Genomic DNA, 17,161 nt, shown 5'->3' with positions numbered 1-17,161 from the left:
CGGCGGACCGGCCCCCGCCGCCACCGGTCCCGTCGTGCCCGGCGGCGTAAACTCGCCCCTCCAAGGGGCCGCGGCCATTGCCCAGGTGCCCGACACCGCTCGTTTCGCTGGAGGTTTTCCGCCCGATGGCACCGTCCGTGGGTATCAAGGACGTGGCGAAGCAGGCCGGGGTGTCGGTCGGCACCGTGTCGAACGTGATCAACCGCCCCAACATGGTCTCCGAGGAGACCCGCGACCGGGTGCAGAGCGCCATCGAGCGGCTCGGTTACGTCCGCAGCGAATCCGCCAGGCAACTGCGCGCGGGCCACAGCCGGATCATGGCCCTGCTCGTCCTCGACATGGGCAACCCGTTCTTCGTGGACGTCGCCCGGGGCGCCGAGCGCGCCGCGCGGGACGCCGGGCTGCGCGTCATGATGTGCAACAGCAGCCAGAGCCCCAGTGTGGAGGCCGACTACCTGTCGCTCTTCGCCGAGCAGCGGGTGCGGGGCGTGCTCCTCACCCCCGCCGACGCGACCGGCCGCAACATCGAGGGCTTCCGGCGCCACGAGATCCCGTTCGTCCTGGTCGACCGGGTCGCCGACGGCACCACCGAGTGCTCGGTGTCCGTCGACGACGTCGTCGGCGGAGCCCTCGCCGTGCGCCACCTCCTCGAAGCGGGACACCGCAGCGTCGCCTATGTGAGCGGGCAGCCCGAGCTCAACCAGGTCCAGGACCGCCGGACGGGCGCGCTCCAGGCCCTCGCCGAGGCGGGGCTGCCCGCCGACGCGCTGCGCGAGCTGCCCGCGAAGCGTCTTGATGTGGCCGCGGGGCGCGACGCCGCAGGGCGACTGCTCGGCCTGGCCGACCGGCCGACGGCCGTTTTCTGCGCCAACGACCTGCTCGCGCTGGGTGTGCTCCAGGAGATGTACGCCGCCGGGGTACGGGTGCCCGAGGACATGGCGATCGTCGGCTACGACGACATCGAGTTCGCCGCCGCCGCAGCCGTCCCGCTCACCTCCGTGCGCCAGCCCGCCATCGCCATGGGCACCCTCGCCGCCGAACTCCTCCTGGAGGAGATCGAATCGACCGACGGGCGCAGCCACCAGCACCGGCGCGTCGTACTCCAGCCGGAGCTGGTCGTACGACGATCCAGCCTGGCACCACGCTGACGCACCACGCTCACGCTGACGCACCTCGCTGACCGTCGGTCGGCCGGTTCGCTCAACCGGCCGGCCGCTCTCACCAACTGCCTTGCGTCAGGCGGTGAATCGGTGCGTGCCCGAGCCCGCGGTGTAGACCGCGCAGCCGTCCTCCATCCGCAGGAACTTCGCCCTCCCGTGGTCGACCCGCGCCTTGTTTTCGGCCGGGATCCATACCTCGGCCGTGGTGTTGGCGGGCAGGGTCACGGTGAGCTTGAAGCCGTCGGCGCCCGTCTTCCAGCGGGTGCTGATCGGGCCGCGCACCGAGTCGAAGCGGCCTTCGGCCTCCGTCACACCACCGCCGGGCCGCGGCCGGACGAGGACCTTGCGGAAGCCGGGGTCCGCCGGTGCGATGCCGACGATGTTCGCGTACATCCACTCGCCCACGGAGCCGTACGCGTAGTGGTTGAAGGAGTTCATCCCGGCGTCCTGGAAGCTGCCGTCGGGCTTGATGGAGTCCCAACGCTCCCACATCGTGGTGGCGCCCCGGTCGATCTGGTAGCCCCAGCTGGGGAAGGTCCGCTGGACGAGGAGCCGGTAGGCGACATCGGTGTGCCCGGTGGCGGTGAGCACGGGGAGCAGCCGTGGTGTGCCGAGGAAGCCGGTGGAGAGGTGCCAGCCCTTCGACTTGATGAGTTCGACGAGCCGGTCGGCCGCGGGCTTGCGGTCAGCGTCCGCCAACAGATCCATGGACAGGGCCAGTACGTACGCGGTCTGCGTGTCGCCCTTCACCCGGCCGCCGCCCGTGACGTACGCGGCGCGGAAGGCGTCGCGGACGCTGGTGAACAGTGACCTGTACGGCGCCGGGTCCTTGCCCAGCGCCTCGGCGGCCTGCGCCACCAGTGCGGCGCTGTGCGCGAAGTAGGCCGTGCCCACTACGTCCTTGGGGGTCTCGTCCTGGAGGTTGAGCCAGTCGCCGAACCCCGAATCCGGGCGCAGGAACCCACTGCTGTGCGCTTCGAGGTAGTCGAGCCACTTCAGCATGGACGACCAGGCGTCCGCCAGGACCTGGGTGTCGCCGTACGCCTGGTAGAGCGCCCAGGGGACCGTGACACCGGCGTCTCCCCAGCCCGCGGAGCCCGCGCCGAGCCCATTGATCTGGGGCGCGACATCGGTGAAGGCGCCGTCGGGTGCCTGCGCGTCGCGCAGGTCGACCAGCCACTTGCTGAGGAAGCGCGCCGACTCCATGGTGTAGGCGGCGGTGGGCGCGAAGACGTTGATGTCGCCGGTCCAGCCGAGCCGCTCATCGCGCGCGGGTGTGTCGGTGGGGACGGACACGAAGTTGCCGCGCTGGCCCCAAGTGATGTTGCTGTGGAGCTGGTTGAGCATCGGTACGTTGGTCTTGAAGTCCATCGTGAACGGCGTCGACGTATGGACGACACGACCGACGACCGCGCTGAGCGGCGGCCTGCCCGGGTATCCCGTGACCTCGACATAGCGGAAGCCGTGGAAGGTGAAGCGGGGTTCGTATGTCTCCTTGCCGCCGCCTTTGAGGGTGTAGTTGTCGGTGGCGCGGGCGGTGCGGAGGTTGGTGGTGTAGATCGTGCCGTCCGGGTTGAGTACCTCCGCGTGCCGCAGCCGGACCGTGGTGCTGGCCTTGCCCGTGACGCTGAGGCGGACCGCGCCGACCATGTTCTGGCCGAGGTCGAAGACGAAGACGCCGGGCTTGGGCTCGGTCACCTTCTTCGCGGTGATCTCGTCCTCGACGCGCGACGGGCCGTCGATCTCGGCGACCAGAGTGGCGGTCACCTTGTCGACGGCTTCGGCCTTCGACCACTTGGAGTCGTCGAATCCGGCGCGCGTCCAGCCCGCCGTCTCCAGTCGGGCGTCGTAGTCCTCGCCGGACATCAGGTCGGCGCTCGTGACCGGCCCGGTGGCGGCGCGCCAGTCGGTGCCGGACAGCACACGCTCGGTCGTGCCGTCGGTGTACGTGACCTCCAACTGGGCCAGTACGGCGGGCTGTTTGCCGTACTGGTGCGGCCCGAACCAGGCGATGTTGCCCGCGTACCAGCCGGTAGCGAGGGTCACTCCGAGGGCGTTGTTCCCCCGTTCGAGGAGGTCCGTCACGTCGTACGTCTGGTACTGGACCCGCTTGCGGTAGTCCGTCCAGCCCGGCGCGAGCCGGTCGTCGCCGACGCGCTTGCCGTTGAGGTGCGCCTCGTAGAGCCCCAGGGCCGTCGAGTACAGGCGGGCCCGTGCGACCTTCCTGGTCTTCAGGCGGAACTCGTGGCGCAGCTGCGCGGCCGGGGAGTGCGCGGGCACCACCTTGCCCCAGGGGCCCGAGCCCCATGCGGCGAGGACCTTCGCGGCAGGCCAGGCGGCGTCGTCGTAGCCCGCCGACTGCCAGTCGCCCGACGGCTCCTTGTCGGCGGCCTTCCAGCCGGCGTCGGTGGTGAAGGTGGTGACCCCGGCTGCGGTCGTCAGCTCCAGGAGGCAGAGCAGACCCGCGGGCCCCACCAACGCGTTGGTGGCGGAGACGGCGATGACGGCGGAGCCGGTGGTGAGCCGGCCGGTCACGTCCACCACGGCGGGGCGGCGCCAGTTGTTCGCCTCGCTGTCCGCTTCGGTGTGCGCGACCTGGGCGCCGTTCACATACACGGTGAAGCCATCGTCCGCGGTGATGACCAGCCGTGCGCGGGTCACCCCCGAGGGGATTGTGCCCCGGCCGCGGAACCAGCGGGTCGCCGCAGGGGCGCTGCTCGCCGGGTCGCCCTCGGGGAACCAGATCCAGGAGGCGGGGTCCAGCGCGGGGGCGCCGATGAGCGCGGCCGGTGCGCCGATCCACCGCGCCGTCCAGTCGGAGGCCGTGGTGAGCCCGGTCTCCCACCAGGACGGCTCGCTCCAGGCCGAGGCCCGGTCGGCGGCGTTCCAGACCCGCACCGACCAGTGGTAGCGCGTACGTGCCTTGAGCGCGGGGCCGGCGTACGGGACCAGGACGGAATCGCTCGAGGCGACCTTGCCGCTGTCCCAGATGTCGGGCTTCGCGAGGCGGCCCGGGGTGGTGGCGACCCGGACCTGATAGGCGCTCTGCTGCTGGCCGGGCTCGTCCGACGCCAGGGGCCAACTGAGCCTGGGGCGGGGCACATCGAGACCGAGCGGGTGTTTCACGTACTCGACGGTGGGCGAGGTGACGCGTACGGCCTTCACGCCCCCGGCGGCCGTCGCGGCAGTGGACGCGGAGGGCTGTGCGGCCAGGGCGGCCGGCGCGGCTCCGGCGATGGCTGCTCCGGCGGCTGCCGTGGCGGTGGTGCTGAGCAGTCGTCTCCTGCTGATCACAACTTCACTCCCTGACGACTCGAAGATGAATCGTTTCACGACAGCGAAGCTAGGGAGGGTGATCGACACTGTCAAGGCTCTCGACGAGCATCGCCCCTGCCGTCCCTTGCATTGCCAATGAGTCAAAGGTTTGAGTCCAAGGTTTTCCGGTCCTCGCCATTGACGGCCGAGTTACTGCGGGGCTAGCTTCCCAGGCAGCTTGATTGAAACCTTTCATTGCCTACTCGCCGTTGCTACCCCATCACCGATCGGTGCCACCATGAAAGAGCCCCCCGTCCTGGCCGTGCAGCGCCTGAGCAAGTCCTTCGGCGCCGTGCGCGCCCTCCAGGACGTCTCCCTGGAGCTGTACGCCGGCGAGGCGCACGCCCTCGCGGGCGAGAACGGCGCAGGGAAGTCCACCCTCATCAAGGCCCTCGCCGGGGTTCACCGCCCCGACGCCGGAGGGCTGTCGCTCGACGGCGCCCCGGTCGTCTTCAACGGTCCCGCCGACGCCCGCGACGCCGGGGTCGCCGTCATCTACCAGGAGCCGACGCTCTTCCCCGACCTCTCCATCGCCGAGAACATCTTCATGGGGCGCCAGCCGCGCCGCTCCTTCGGGCGGGTCGACCACAAGGCCGTCAACGCGACCGTCGCGGCGCTCTTCACCCGGCTCGCCGTGGACCTCGACCCCGAGCAGCCCGCGCGCGGCCTGTCCATCGCCGATCAGCAGCTCGTCGAGATCGCCAAGGCGCTGTCCTTCGACGCCCGCGTACTGATCATGGACGAGCCGACCGCCGCGCTCACCGGCAGTGAAGTGGCCCGCCTCTTCGGCGTCGTACGCACTCTGCGCGAACAGGGCGCCGCGATCCTCTTCATCTCCCACCGGCTGGACGAGATCTTCGAGCTGTGCCAGCGCGTCACGACCCTGCGCGACGGCGCCCTGATCGCCAGTGAGCCCCTCGACGGGCTGACCGAGGACGATCTCGTACGCCGCATGGTGGGCCGCGACCTCGACGAGCTCTACCCCAAGCAGGTCACCGAGGTCGGCGAGGTCGCGCTCAGTGTGCGCCGGCTGACCCGCGAGGGGGTCTTCACCGATGTGTCGTTCGATGTGCGGCGCGGCGAGATCGTCGGTCTCGCCGGGCTCGTCGGGGCCGGCCGCAGCGAGGTCGCACGCGCCGTGTTCGGCGTCGACCGGTGGGACGCCGGGACCGTGGAGGTCCAGGGGAAAGCCTTGGTCAACGGCGCGCCGAGCGCGGCCATGGCGGCCGGGCTCGCCCTCGTCCCGGAGGACAGGCGGGCCCAGGGCCTGGTGATGGACATGTCGATCGAGCGCAATATCGGCCTGACCGGGCTGCGCACCACGGTCCGCGCGGGGCTGATGGACCGCGGCGCCGAACGCAGCCGGTCGCTGGGCTGGGCGGTGAAGCTCCAGGTGAAGTACGCGCGGATCGCCGACGCCGTCGGCACGCTGTCCGGCGGCAATCAGCAGAAGGTCGTACTCGCCAAATGGCTCGCCACCGAGCCCCGGGTGCTGATCGTCGACGAGCCGACCCGTGGCATCGACGTCGGCACCAAGGCGGAGGTGCACCGGCTGCTGTCCGCGCTCGCCGCCGACGGCGTCGCGGTGCTGCTGATCTCCTCCGACCTGCCGGAGATCCTCGGCATGGCAGACAGGGTCCTCGTCATGCACGAAGGGCGCATCGCCGCGGAGATCGCGCGCGCCGACGCCACCGAAGAGTCCGTGATGGCAGCGGCCACCGGGAGGGCGGCATGACCGTGACAGCCGAACCTCCGGCGCCCCCGGCGCCCCCGTCGCCCCCCGTCGGCAAGGAGAAGGCGGGCGCGACCCGTCTCGTCGACCGCGTCTTCAAGATGCGCGAGCTCGCCATCCTGCTGGTGTTCCTGGCCATGGTCGGCATCACCCAGGCGGGCAACAGCGAGTTCCTCTCCGAGCAGGGCATCAAGGACCTGCTGCTGAACGCGACCATCCTGGTCCTCGTCGCCACCGGGCAGGCCCTGGTCGTCATCACCCGCAATGTCGACCTCTCGGTCGGCTCGACGCTCGGCATCAGCGCCTTCGCGGCTGGCACCTACCTTCAGGGCGGCGGCAGTTCGGTCGTCGCGATCATCCTGGCCGTCGCGCTCGGCATGGCCTGCGGGCTGCTCAACGGGGCGCTGGTCAGCCTCGGCCAGGTCCCCGCGCTCGTCGTGACGCTCGGCACGCTCTACGTCATCCGCGGCGTCGACTCGATCTGGGTGGGCTCACGGCAGATCACCGCGTCCGACCTGCCCGACGGCTTCGTCGAGTTCGGCTCCGGCGGGATCTCCGCGGTCCCGTATCTCGCACTGATCGCGGTCGGCGTCCTCGTCCTCGTCGCGTACTACCTGCGGCACTTCGGCGGCGGTCGCGAGCTGTACGCCCTGGGCTCCAACCCGGAGGCCGCGCGCCTCGCCGGTATCCCGGTGCGCAAGCGGATCCTCGCCGCGTACACCGCGTGCGGGGCGCTGGCCGGGCTCGCGGGGGCGCTGTACCTGGCGCGCTTCGGGAACGTCGACTCCGCCACCGGCAACGGCTACGAACTCACCGTCGTCAGCGCCGTCGTGGTCGGCGGTGTCGCCTTCACCGGCGGGTCGGGAAGCGTCTACGGAGCGGCGCTCGGCGCACTCCTGCTGACCTCCATCAACAGTGTGCTGCCCGCCCTCGGCGTCAGCTCCGTATGGGTGCTCGCCATCAATGGCGTGCTGCTCGTCCTGGCCATCACCGTCGACCGGATCGTCGCACTGCGCGTCGCCAAGGCCCTGAAGAAGAGGAACACCCGCCGTGGCTGACATCCCGCGCAAGCGCGCCGGCCGCCCCTCTGTATCCCTCAGGTCTGCCTCCCTCAGGTGGGACGGCGTACTGGGCGCGCTCCTCGTCGTACTGCTCCTGATGTCCTTCTCGTTCGTCGACGGCTTCGGGAACGCACTCAACCTGTCCTTCCTCATCGGCAATACGCTCCCCATCGCCCTGCTGGCCCTGCCGATGACCCTCCTCGTCGTCTCCGGAGAGATCGATCTCTCGGTGGCATCGACGGCCGGGCTCTCCGGGGCCGTGATGGGCTCCCTGTGGAACGCCGGCCTGTCGATCGAGGCGATCATCCCGATCTGCCTGCTGCTCGGCGTCGTCTGCGGCCTGATCAACGGCCTGCTGGTGACCCGGCTCGGACTGCCCTCGCTCGCCGTCACCATCGGCACCATGGCCGCCTACCGGGGCATCGCGCAGATCGTGCTCGGCTCCGACGCGGTCACCGACTTCCCCACGCAGTACCTGGACTTCGCGTCCGGACGGATCGAAGGCACCTTCCTGCCGTACGCCTTCCTGCCCTTCCTCGTACTCCTCGCGATCGCCGCCGTCGTCCTGCACGCCACGCCCTTCGGCCGCTCGCTCTTCGCGATCGGCGCCAACGAGGAGGCCGCGCGCTTCGCGGGCATCCGCGTCAGGCGGCACAAGCTGTGGCTGTTCGTTGCCACCGGGTTCATGGCCTCGCTCACCGGCATCTTCTGGGCCCTGCACTACGCGAGCGCCCGCTTCGACAACGCGACCGGGCTCGAACTGTCCGTTGTGGCAGCGGTGTTGCTCGGCGGCATCGACTTCGACGGCGGCAAGGGCACCCTCGGCGGCGCGGTCGCCGGTGTCTTCCTCCTCGGCGCGATGCAGAACGCGATGAGTCTGCTCAACGTCTCCGCCCAGTCGCAGATCGTCGTCACCGGCGTGCTGCTCGTGGTGTCGGTGCTCGGACCGCGCGTGGCCCGGCAGATCACCACGGCGCGGGCCGCACGAAAACCCGCGACACCCGCGACGCCAGCCCCCGCCTCCTGACCGCCGCGCCCACCCCCGCCCCTCGACCTCACGCAACGTCCGAAAGGGACCGAAGATGCTCTCTCCCGCACTCCGCCGCGGCTGCGCCGCCCTCGCCGCCGTCACCTCGCTCACCCTCGCCGCCACGGCCTGCGGAGGCACCACCAAGGACTCGGCCAAGGACGACGCGGGCGCCGCCCAGTCCGGCGCGAAGGCCGACCCGGGCGCGGCCACCAAGAAGGGCCTCACCGTCGCCTTCCTGCCCAAGCAGGTCAACAACCCGTACTTCACGGTCGCCGACCGGGGCGGCGAGAAGGCGCTGAAGGCGCTCGGCTCGACGTACAAGGAGACCGGCCCCAGCAGCGCCACCGACACCAGCGGCCAGGTCAGTTACGTCAATACGCTCATGCAGCAGCAGGTCGACGCCATGGCCGTGTCCGCGCAGGACCCGGGCGCCCTGTGCACCGCGCTCAAGCAGGCCATGAAGAACGACATCAAGGTCGTGACGTACGACTCGGACACCAACACCGAGTGCCGCAACGTGTTCGTGTCGCAGGCCAGTGCCGAGGCGATCGGCCGCACCCAGGTGCAGCTGCTCGGCGAACAGCTCGGCTACAAGGGCGACATCGCGATCCTGTCCGCCGCGCAGACCGCGACGAACCAGAACACCTGGATCGAGTTCATGAAGGACGAGCTGAAGGACCCGAAGTACAAGGACATGAAGCTCGTCAAGACCGCCTACGGCAATGACGACGCCCAGCAGTCCTTCCAGCAGACCCAGGGCCTCCTCCAGGAATACCCGAAGCTGGCCGGGATCATCTCGCCGACCACGGTCGGCATCAAGGCGGCGGCCCAGTACCTGTCGGGGTCCAAGTACAAGGGGAAGGTCAAGCTGACCGGGCTCGGCACCCCCAACGACATGCGCCAGTACGTGAAGAACGGCACCGTCGAGGGCTTCGAACTGTGGGACCCGGCCAAGCTCGGCGCGCTCGCCGCGCACACCGCCGTGGCGCTGTCCTCCGGGCAGATCACCGGCAAGAAGGGCGAGACGTACAAGGCGGGCGACCTCGGCAGCTTCACCATCGGCGACAAGGGTGTCGTCGACCTCGGTGAGCCGACGGTCTTCGACAAGAAGAACATCGACCAGTTCAAGTTCTGAGGCCGAAGGTTTCGAGGGTGCGGGCGGGGGTCGGCCGGGAACGGCCGGCCCCCGGAACGGAGAACGGGAGCACATGGTCGGCATCAAGGACGTGGCGAGGCGGGCCGGGGTGTCGGTCGGCACCGTGTCGAACGTGATCAACCGCCCCGACATGGTCTCCGAGGAGACCCGCAACCGGGTGCGGACCGCCATCGACCGCCTCGGCTATGTCCGCAGCGAATCCGCCAGGCAACTGCGCGCCGGACACAGCCGCATCATGGCCCTGCTCGTCCTCGACCTGGCCAACCCGTTCTTCGTGGACGTCGCGCGCGGCGCCGAGCGTGCCGCGCGCGATGCGGGGCTGCGCGTCATGGTGTGCAACAGCGCCCAGAGCCCCGTCGAGGAGGCCGAGTACCTGTCGCTCTTCGCCGAACAGCGGGTGCGGGGCGTCCTGTTGACCCCGGCGGACGCGACCGGCCGCAACATCGCCGCGTTCCGTCGGCGCGAGATCCCGTTCGTCCTGGTCGACCGCGTCGCCGACGGCACCACCGAGTGCTCGGTGTCCGTCGACGACGTCATGGGCGGGGCGCTCGCGGTGCGCCACCTCCTCGACGCGGGACACCGCAGCATCGCGTATGTGAGTGGCCCTCCCGGGTTCAACCAGGTCAGGGACCGCCGGGCGGGCGCGCTCCGGGCACTCGCCGAAGCGGGCCTGCCGGCCTCGGCGCTGCGTGAGCTGGCGACCGAGCGGCTCGACGTGGCCGCAGGCCGTGACTCGGGCGCCCGCATCCTGGGCATGGCCGACCGGCCCACGGCCGCTTTCTGCGCCAACGACCTGCTCGCGCTGGGCGTCCTCCAGGAGATGTACGCCGCCGGAGTACGCGTCCCCCAGGACATGGCGATCGTCGGCTACGACGACATCGAGTTCGCCGCCGCCGCAGCCGTGCCGCTCACCTCCGTGCGCCAGCCAGCCGTCGCCATGGGCACCCTCGCCGCCGAACTCCTCCTGGAGGAGATCGAATCCACCCCTGAGCGCAGCCACCAGCACCGCCGCGTCGTACTCCAGCCGGAGCTGGTCGTACGACGATCCAGCCTGGCACCACGCTGACTGGCACCACGCTGACTGGCATCAACCTGTCAGCAGGACCACCTCAAGCGTGCGGGGGCCGTGCACGCCCTCCACCCGGTCCAGCTCGATGTCGCTGGTGGCCGAAGGACCCGAGATCCAGGTCTGCGGGCGGGCCGGGTCGAGCCGCTCCAGCGCGAACGGGACCGAGGGGACGACCTGGCCGGGGACCCGGACCACGCAGATGTGGTGGTCCGGGACAAGGGTGATCCTGCGCCGGCCCTGGCCAAGGCCGCCGTCCAGGACGATCGTGCCGGTCTCGGCGATGGCGACCGCGCACCCGGTGATGACGCTGTCCAGGGCGTCGAGTTGCTCCGGGGTGCCCTCGGCCCGGTCCCGGACGCGCTCGGGGCCGGTCGCGGGCAGCCACTCGGGCGGCAGACCGTCCGGGACCAGGACCGTCCGCGAGCCGCGCGCGGCGAGCAGCCGCGCCAGCAGGTCCGGGAGTGCGGCCGGGTCCGTGCGGTGCACGATCGCCCGGTAGTCCGCCAGGTTCTCGGCGAGCAGTTCGACGTTCTGCCCGGCGCTGCGCGCGCCGTGCTCGCGCAGGTAGTCCCGGCCGACGGACGTCCGATACGCCTCCCCCACGTCCTGCGCCTCCGCCGCCGGGCCGAGCGCCCGTCGCACCCGGTCCAGGATCACGTCCCTGCTGCTGCTCATGTGCTGTCCTTCCCCTCGGAGTTACGTCGCCGGGTCAGCCGCCACCAGTCTCCGAACGCCCTCTTGGGCACCCGTGGCAGATCACGGGTCGCGCTCCACGCCCGGCCGGGGCCCGGCAGTGTGCGGGGATGGATGCGGCGGGTGAGCGAGGCAAGGCGCTGCCCGGCCCGCAGTACCGCGGGGTGGCCGAAGGCCCAGCGGGCCGCCCGCATCGCCGTGCGCTCGGCGATGTGGCCCCGCGCGGGCGGCAGTGTGACCCGTACGCCGTCGCGGGTGACCTCGCCGCCCTGCGCGACGCGCTCCCGCAGATGGACGAGGACCTCGGGGATGTCGATGGCGACCGGGCACACCTCGTAACAGGCACCGCAGAGGGTCGACGCGAAAGGCAGCGAGGCGTCGATGTCGCTCTGGGTGCCGCGTAGTTGGGGGCTGAGGATTGCGCCGATCGGCCCCGGGTAGACGGACCCGTAGGCGTGCCCGCCCGCCCGCTCGTACACCGGGCACACATTGAGGCAGGCCGAGCAGCGGATGCAGCGCAGGGCCTGACGGCCGACGTCGTCGGCGAGTGTGTCGGTGCGGCCGTTGTCGAGGAGGACGAGGTGGAAGTTCCTCGGGCCGTCCGCGGCACCGGTGTTGTCCGTTCCCGTCCACATCGAGGTGTACGGGTTCATCCGCTCGGCCGTCGACGAGCGCGGCAGCGTCTGGAGGAAGACCTCCAGGTCGCGCCAGGTCGGCACGATCTTCTCGATGCCGACGACCGAGATGAGAGTGTCGGGAAGCGTAAGGCACATACGGCCGTTGCCCTCGGACTCCACGACGACCAGGGTGCCGGTCTCGGCGACCATGAAATTGGCGCCGGAGACCGCGACCTTGGCCCGGAGGAACTTCTCGCGCAGGTGGACACGCGCCGCCTCGGCCAGCTCGGCGGGGGTGTCGCTCAGGCCCTCGGGCGCGGGCCTCCCCCACTCGCCCATCTCGCGGCGGAAGATATCGCGGATCTCGCCGCGATTGCGGTGGATGGCGGGGACGAGGATGTGCGAGGGCCGGTCCTTGCCCAACTGCACGATGAGCTCGGCCAGATCGGTCTCGTAGGCGCTGATGCCCTCGGCCTCCAGGGCCTCGTTCAGGCCGATCTCCTGGGTGGCCATCGACTTGACCTTGACGACCTCGGTCTCGCCGGTCTCCCGCACCAGCCGGGCCACGATGCGGTTGGCCTCCTCCGCGTCGACCGCCCAGTGCACGGTCCCGCCGGCCGCCGTCACAGCGGCCTCCAACTGGACCAGATAGTGGTCGAGATGGGCCAGCGTGTGGTCCTTGATCTGCTTGCCCGCCTCGCGGAGTTCGGCCCAGTCCGCCAGCTCGGAGACCGCCTGGGCGCGCTTGTCGCGGATGGTGCGGGTGGCCTTGCGCAGATTGCCGCGCAGCACCGGGTCACGCACGGCGTCGCGCGCGGCCTCCGGGAAGGCGGGCATGCCGACGAATGTGCCGCTCATGACAGGGGCTCCGCTTCCGTGCTCGCCAGGATCTCCGCGATATGGACGGGGCGCAGCGACGTACGCAGCCGGGACATGGTGCCGCCGATGTGCATCAGACAGGAGTTGTCCGCCGCGCACAGCACGTCGGCGCCGGTGGACTCGGCGTGGCGGACCTTGTCGGCGCCCATGGCCGCCGACACATCGGGGTTCTTCAGGGCGAAGGTGCCGCCGAAGCCGCAGCACTCGTCGGCGCGCGGCAGTGCGACGAGCTCCAGGCCCCGGACTGCTTCGAGCAGCCGCGTGGGCCGGTCGCCCAAGCCGAGTGAGCGCAGGCCGTGGCAGGTCGGGTGGTACGTCACGGTGTGCGGGTAGTACGCACCGACGTCCGTGAGCCCGAGCACGTCCACCAGGAACTCGGTGAGTTCGTACGTCTTCGGGCCCAGCGGCGCGAGCACCTCGGCCAGGTCGTCGCCGTGGCCCTCGGCGCGGGCCCGGTCGCCCATCCGGGGATACAGCTCGCGCACCATGGCGCCGCACGACCCGGAGGGCGTCACGATCGCGTCGTACTCCGCGAACACCTCGGCGAAGCCTGGCCAGCGGCTCCGCCTGGTGGCGGTAGCCGGTGTTGTAGTGCGCCTGCCCGCAGCAGGTCTGGGCCGTGGGGAAGTCCACCTCGACCCCCAGCCTGCGCAGCAGTCTCACGACCGCGCGGCCGGTGTCCGGGTAGAGGGTGTCGTTGACGCACGTCAGGAACAGCGCGATGCGCAGCGCGGGGCGCGTCATCCGGTGTGCACCCGACGCTCGGCCGCCTGCCACGCGGCGGCGTCGCCCCCGGGTTCGTAGCGCGTCAACAGCTGTGTACGGGCCACCAGTTCGCGCATCGCGGCCCGGTCGCCGAACAGCCCGTGGGCCCGTGCCTGCACGAGGGCGTTGCCGAGCGCGGCGGCCTCGGCGGGGCCCGCCACCACCGGCAGGCCGCAGGCGTCGGCGGTCAGCTGGCACAGCAGGGTGTTGCGGGCGCCGCCGCCGACGATGTGCACGACGTCGACCGGGTGGTCGGCGAGCCGCGCCGCTTCGGCGATCGTGCGGCGGTGGGCGAGGGCCAGCGAGTCGAGGATGCAGCGGAGGGTTTCGGCGCGGGTGCGCGGCGCGGGCGCCCCCGCGTCCCGGCAGGCCTCCGCGATGCGCTCGGGCATCCGGCCGGGCGCGAGGAACGAGGCGTCACCGGCGTCGACGACGGACCGCAGCGGCGGCGCTTCGGCGGCCTCCCGCAGCAGCGCGGTGAGGTCGTCGGGGCCGCCCCACTCCCGCAGGCACTCCTGGAGGAGCCACAGGCCCATGATGTTGCGCAGATAGCGGACGGTGCCGTCGATGCCCAGCTCATTGGTGAAGTTGGCGGTGCGGCTCGCCTCGGTGAGGACGGGTGCGTCCAGTTCCACCCCGGCGAGCGACCAGGTGCCGGTGCAGATGTAGGCGAAGCGGTCGGTGGTGGCGGGTACGGCGGCCACGGCGGAAGCGGTGTCGTGCGAGCCGACCGCGGTCACCGGAACGGGCCCGGTCAGACCGGTCTCGGCCAGCACCCGCGGCAGCAGGTGCCCCGCCGGATCGCCGGGGCGGCGCAGCGGCGCGAACAGGCTCAGGTCGATCCCCAGCCACGCCGCGACGCCGTACGCCCAGTCGCCGGTGCGGGGGTCGATCAGCTGGGTGGTGGAGGCGTTGGTCAGCTCGGTGCCCGACTGGCCGGTGAGCCAGTACGTGAGGAGATCGGGGATCAGCAACAGGCGTTTGGCGGAGGCGAGTTCGGGGGTTTCCCGGGCCGCCACCAGTTGGTACAGCGTGTTGAAGGGCGCGTACTGTAGTCCGGTCGCCGCGTACAGCTCGGTGGCCGGCAGGGTCTCCCACACCTGCTGCGCGACCCCCTCGGTACGGCTGTCGCGGTAGTGCACGGGGTTGCCGAGCAGCTCACCCTCCGCGTCGAGCAGGCCGTAGTCCACGGCCCAGCTGTCGATGCCGACGGACGCCACAGGACCGGCGGCCCGCAGCCCGTCGATGACACCTTCGTACAGCGCCGGTATGTCCCAGCGCAGCGTGCCGCCCGTACGCACGGGCCGGTTGGGGAAGCGGTGGACCTCCGTCAGGTCGAGGAGGTCCGGGCCGGCCCGAACGGTCATCACACGCCCGCTGGACGCGCCGAGGTCGACGGCGGCGAAGGGGAGGGAAGCGGTGGGTGGCACGGGGTCCTCGCGGGGGGAAGCTAGGGGGTTTCGTGTGGTGTGGCGTCGTTCGGGCCGGGCCGGGCCGGGCCGAGTCGTTCGGGCCGGGCCGGGCCGGGTCGAGTCGTTCGGGCCGGGCCGGGCCGGATCAGCGCAGGAACGCCGCTGCCACACCCGCGTCCACCGGGACATGCAGCCCGGTCGTGTGCGACAGCTCCCCGCCCGTCAGGACGAACACCGCGTTCGCCACATGCTCCGGCAGCACCTCCCGCTTGAGGATGGTGCGCTGCGCGTAGAACTCGCCGAGCTTCTCCTCCGCGATCCCGTACGTCGCCGCACGCTGCGCCCCCCAGCCGCCCGCGAAGATCCCGGAGCCACGCACCACCCCGTCCGGATTGACGCCGTTGACCCGAATGCCGTGCTCGCCCAACTCAGCTGCGAGGAGCCGTACTTGGTGGGCCTGGTCGGCCTTCGTCGCCGAATACGCGACGTTGTTCGGCCCGGCGAACACCGCGTTCTTGGACGCGATGTAGACGATGTCGCCGCCGAGCCCCTGCGCGCGCATCGTCCGGGCCGCCTCGCGGGAGACCAGGAAGGAGCCCCGCGCCATGATGTCGTGCTGGAGGTCCCAGTCCCGCACCGTGGTCTCAAGGAGCGGCTTCGAGATGGAGATGCCCGCGTTGTTGACCACCAGGTCGACGCCGCCGAACGCCAGCGCCGCGGCCCGGAACGCCTCCACGATCTGCTCCTCGGACGTCACGTCCATGGTCACCGCAACTGCCTTGTCGGCGCCGCCCAGTTCGTCGGCGACGGCCGATGCGCTGTCGCCGTCGAGGTCCGCGACCACCACACAGGCGCCCTCCGCGACCAGCCGGTGCGCGATCGCCTTCCCGATGCCGCTGCCCGCGCCCGTCACCAGCGCCACCCGGGTGGCCAGCGGCTTGGGCTTCGGCATCCGCCGCAGCTTGGCCTCTTCCAGGTCCCAGTACTCGATGCGGAACTTCTCGGACTCCTCGATCGGCGCGTACGTCGACACCGCCTCGGCCCCGCGCATCACATTGATGGCGTTGAGGTAGAACTCCCCCGCCACGCGCGCCGTCTGCTTGTCCTTGCCGAAGGAGAACATGCCCACGCCCGGTACCAGCACGATCGCGGGGTCCGCGCCGCGCATGGCGGGCGAGCCGGGTACGGCGTGCCGGTCGTAGTAGGCGGCGTACTCCTCGCGGTACTCGGCATGCAGCTCCAGGAGCCTGCGCGTCACGTCGTCGATCGGTGCGCCGGGCGGCAGATCGAGGACCAGTGGCCTGACCTTCGTACGGAGGAAATGGTCGGGGCAGGAGGTGCCGAGGGCCGCGAGACGCGGGTGTTCGGCGCTCGCGAGAAAGTCGAGTACGACGGCGGAGTCGCCGAAGTGGCCGACCTGCGGCCGGTCCCGGGATGCGAGCCCCCTGATGAGGGGGGCAAGCGCGGCGGCCCGCTCGCGTCGCTCGGCGGCGCCGAGCGCGGCGTACCCCTCGATCACCGGGCCGAACGGGTCGGCCCTGCCCTGCTCCGCGAGAAACGTTTCCGCGGTACGGATGATGCTCAGCGCGTTGCGCTCGCACTCCTCGGACGTGGCGCCCCAGGCGGTGATGCCGTGGCCGCCCAGGACGCAGCCGATCGCCTGCGGGTTGGCGTCCTTGACGGCTGCGATGTCCAGGCCGAGTTGGAAGCCGGGCCGCCGCCACGGCACCCACACCACACGCTCGCCGAAGCACGCGGCGGTCAGCTTCTCGCCGTCCGCCGCGCAGGCGAGCGCGATCCCCGAGTCGGGGTGCAGATGGTCGACGTGCGCCGCGTCCACCAGGCCGTGCATCGCGGTGTCGATGGACGGCGCGGCGCCGCCCTTGCCGTGCAGGCAGTAGTCGAACGCGGCGACCATCTCGTCCTCGCGCTCCACCCCCGGATACACGTCCTTGAGCGCGCGGAGCCGGTCGAGGCGCAGGACGGCCAGGCCCTCGGGCTTGAGCGTGCCGAGGTCACCGCCCGAGCCCTTGACCCACATCAGCTCGACGTCGCCGCCGGTCACCGGGTCGGTGCCCGAGCTCTTCGCGGAGGTGTTGCCGCCCGCGTAGTTGGTGTTGCGCGGGTCGGCGCCGAGCCGGTGCGAACGGGCCAGCAGCGCGGCGGCCTCGGCGGGGAGCGACGCCGGGCCGGAGCCGGAGCCGGCCGCAGTGGTGTGTGGGGGAGTGGCGGGAGCCATGAGCAAATCCTTACGGGATGAGGGGTGTTCGGC

The 17,161-nt window shown here is 71.2% G+C and carries 11 protein-coding genes and 1 pseudogene; 6 read left to right on the top strand and 6 right to left on the bottom strand.

What is annotated here, in order from left to right:
* Nucleotides 1–125: 125 nt before the first annotated feature.
* Nucleotides 126–1,148 carry a LacI family DNA-binding transcriptional regulator gene (locus ABCR94_RS31120; RefSeq protein ID WP_347123901.1) on the top strand — a complete coding sequence of 341 codons (1,023 nt, stop codon included), beginning with the start codon at nt 126–128 and terminating at the stop codon, nt 1,146–1,148.
* An 87-nt stretch (nt 1,149–1,235) separates the two neighbouring features.
* Here the strand turns inward: ABCR94_RS31120 and ABCR94_RS31115 are convergent, their stop codons facing one another.
* Nucleotides 1,236–4,454, bottom strand: a complete 3,219-nt coding sequence (locus ABCR94_RS31115; RefSeq protein WP_347123900.1) for an alpha-L-rhamnosidase — start codon at nt 4,452–4,454, stop codon at nt 1,236–1,238.
* Nucleotides 4,455–4,713: 259 nt separating this feature from the next.
* On the opposite strand from ABCR94_RS31115, the gene ABCR94_RS31110 reads away from it, so the two are divergent.
* The 5 genes from ABCR94_RS31110 to ABCR94_RS31090 all read left to right on the top strand — a co-directional run bounded on the left by ABCR94_RS31110 (nt 4,714) and on the right by ABCR94_RS31090 (nt 10,520).
* Nucleotides 4,714–6,210, top strand: a complete 1,497-nt coding sequence (locus tag ABCR94_RS31110; RefSeq protein ID WP_347123898.1) for a sugar ABC transporter ATP-binding protein — start codon at nt 4,714–4,716, stop codon at nt 6,208–6,210.
* On the top strand, nt 6,207–7,265 hold the full coding sequence (locus tag ABCR94_RS31105; protein ID WP_347123896.1) for an ABC transporter permease: 1,059 nt from the start codon (nt 6,207–6,209) through the stop codon (nt 7,263–7,265). Before ABCR94_RS31110 ends, ABCR94_RS31105 begins: the two co-directional genes overlap by 4 nt.
* Nucleotides 7,258–8,295, top strand: coding sequence for an ABC transporter permease (locus ABCR94_RS31100; RefSeq protein WP_521978229.1), 1,038 nt, complete (start codon nt 7,258–7,260; stop codon nt 8,293–8,295). The genes ABCR94_RS31105 and ABCR94_RS31100 overlap by 8 nt, the downstream gene beginning before the upstream one ends.
* 55 nt (nt 8,296–8,350) lie before the next feature.
* Nucleotides 8,351–9,433 carry a rhamnose ABC transporter substrate-binding protein gene (gene rhaS, locus ABCR94_RS31095; protein ID WP_347123895.1) on the top strand — a complete coding sequence of 361 codons (1,083 nt, stop codon included), beginning with the start codon at nt 8,351–8,353 and terminating at the stop codon, nt 9,431–9,433.
* Nucleotides 9,434–9,506: 73 nt separating this feature from the next.
* The gene (locus ABCR94_RS31090; RefSeq protein ID WP_347123893.1) at nt 9,507–10,520 is read left to right on the top strand and encodes a LacI family DNA-binding transcriptional regulator; all 1,014 of its coding nucleotides are present in this window, start codon (nt 9,507–9,509) and stop codon (nt 10,518–10,520) included.
* Nucleotides 10,521–10,541: 21 nt separating this feature from the next.
* Here the strand turns inward: ABCR94_RS31090 and ABCR94_RS31085 are convergent, their stop codons facing one another.
* The 5 genes and pseudogenes from ABCR94_RS31085 to ABCR94_RS31065 form a co-directional block, all read right to left on the bottom strand.
* Nucleotides 10,542–11,198 (bottom strand): LutC/YkgG family protein, encoded by a 657-nt coding sequence (locus tag ABCR94_RS31085; protein ID WP_347123891.1) that lies wholly within the window; start codon nt 11,196–11,198, stop codon nt 10,542–10,544.
* Nucleotides 11,195–12,691: a LutB/LldF family L-lactate oxidation iron-sulfur protein gene (locus ABCR94_RS31080; protein ID WP_347123889.1), complete on the bottom strand. Its 1,497-nt coding sequence runs from the start codon at nt 12,689–12,691 to the stop codon at nt 11,195–11,197. Before ABCR94_RS31080 ends, ABCR94_RS31085 begins: the two co-directional genes overlap by 4 nt.
* A pseudogene (locus tag ABCR94_RS31075) lies at nt 12,688–13,441 on the bottom strand ((Fe-S)-binding protein). The gene ABCR94_RS31080 and the pseudogene ABCR94_RS31075 overlap by 4 nt, the downstream one beginning before the upstream one ends.
* A gap of 11 nt (nt 13,442–13,452) precedes the next feature.
* Nucleotides 13,453–14,844 carry a rhamnulokinase gene (locus tag ABCR94_RS31070; protein WP_347124060.1) on the bottom strand — a complete coding sequence of 464 codons (1,392 nt, stop codon included), beginning with the start codon at nt 14,842–14,844 and terminating at the stop codon, nt 13,453–13,455.
* A gap of 190 nt (nt 14,845–15,034) precedes the next feature.
* Entirely contained in the window at nt 15,035–17,128 is a 2,094-nt protein-coding gene (locus ABCR94_RS31065) for a bifunctional aldolase/short-chain dehydrogenase (protein ID WP_347123888.1), read from the bottom strand.
* Nucleotides 17,129–17,161 lie beyond the last annotated feature (33 nt).

The sequence above is a fragment of the Streptomyces changchenzhani genome, from assembly GCF_039766235.1.
In the GTDB taxonomy this organism is placed as follows: domain Bacteria; phylum Actinomycetota; class Actinomycetes; order Streptomycetales; family Streptomycetaceae; genus Streptomyces.
This window is presented reverse-complemented; position numbering and strand designations above follow the sequence as displayed.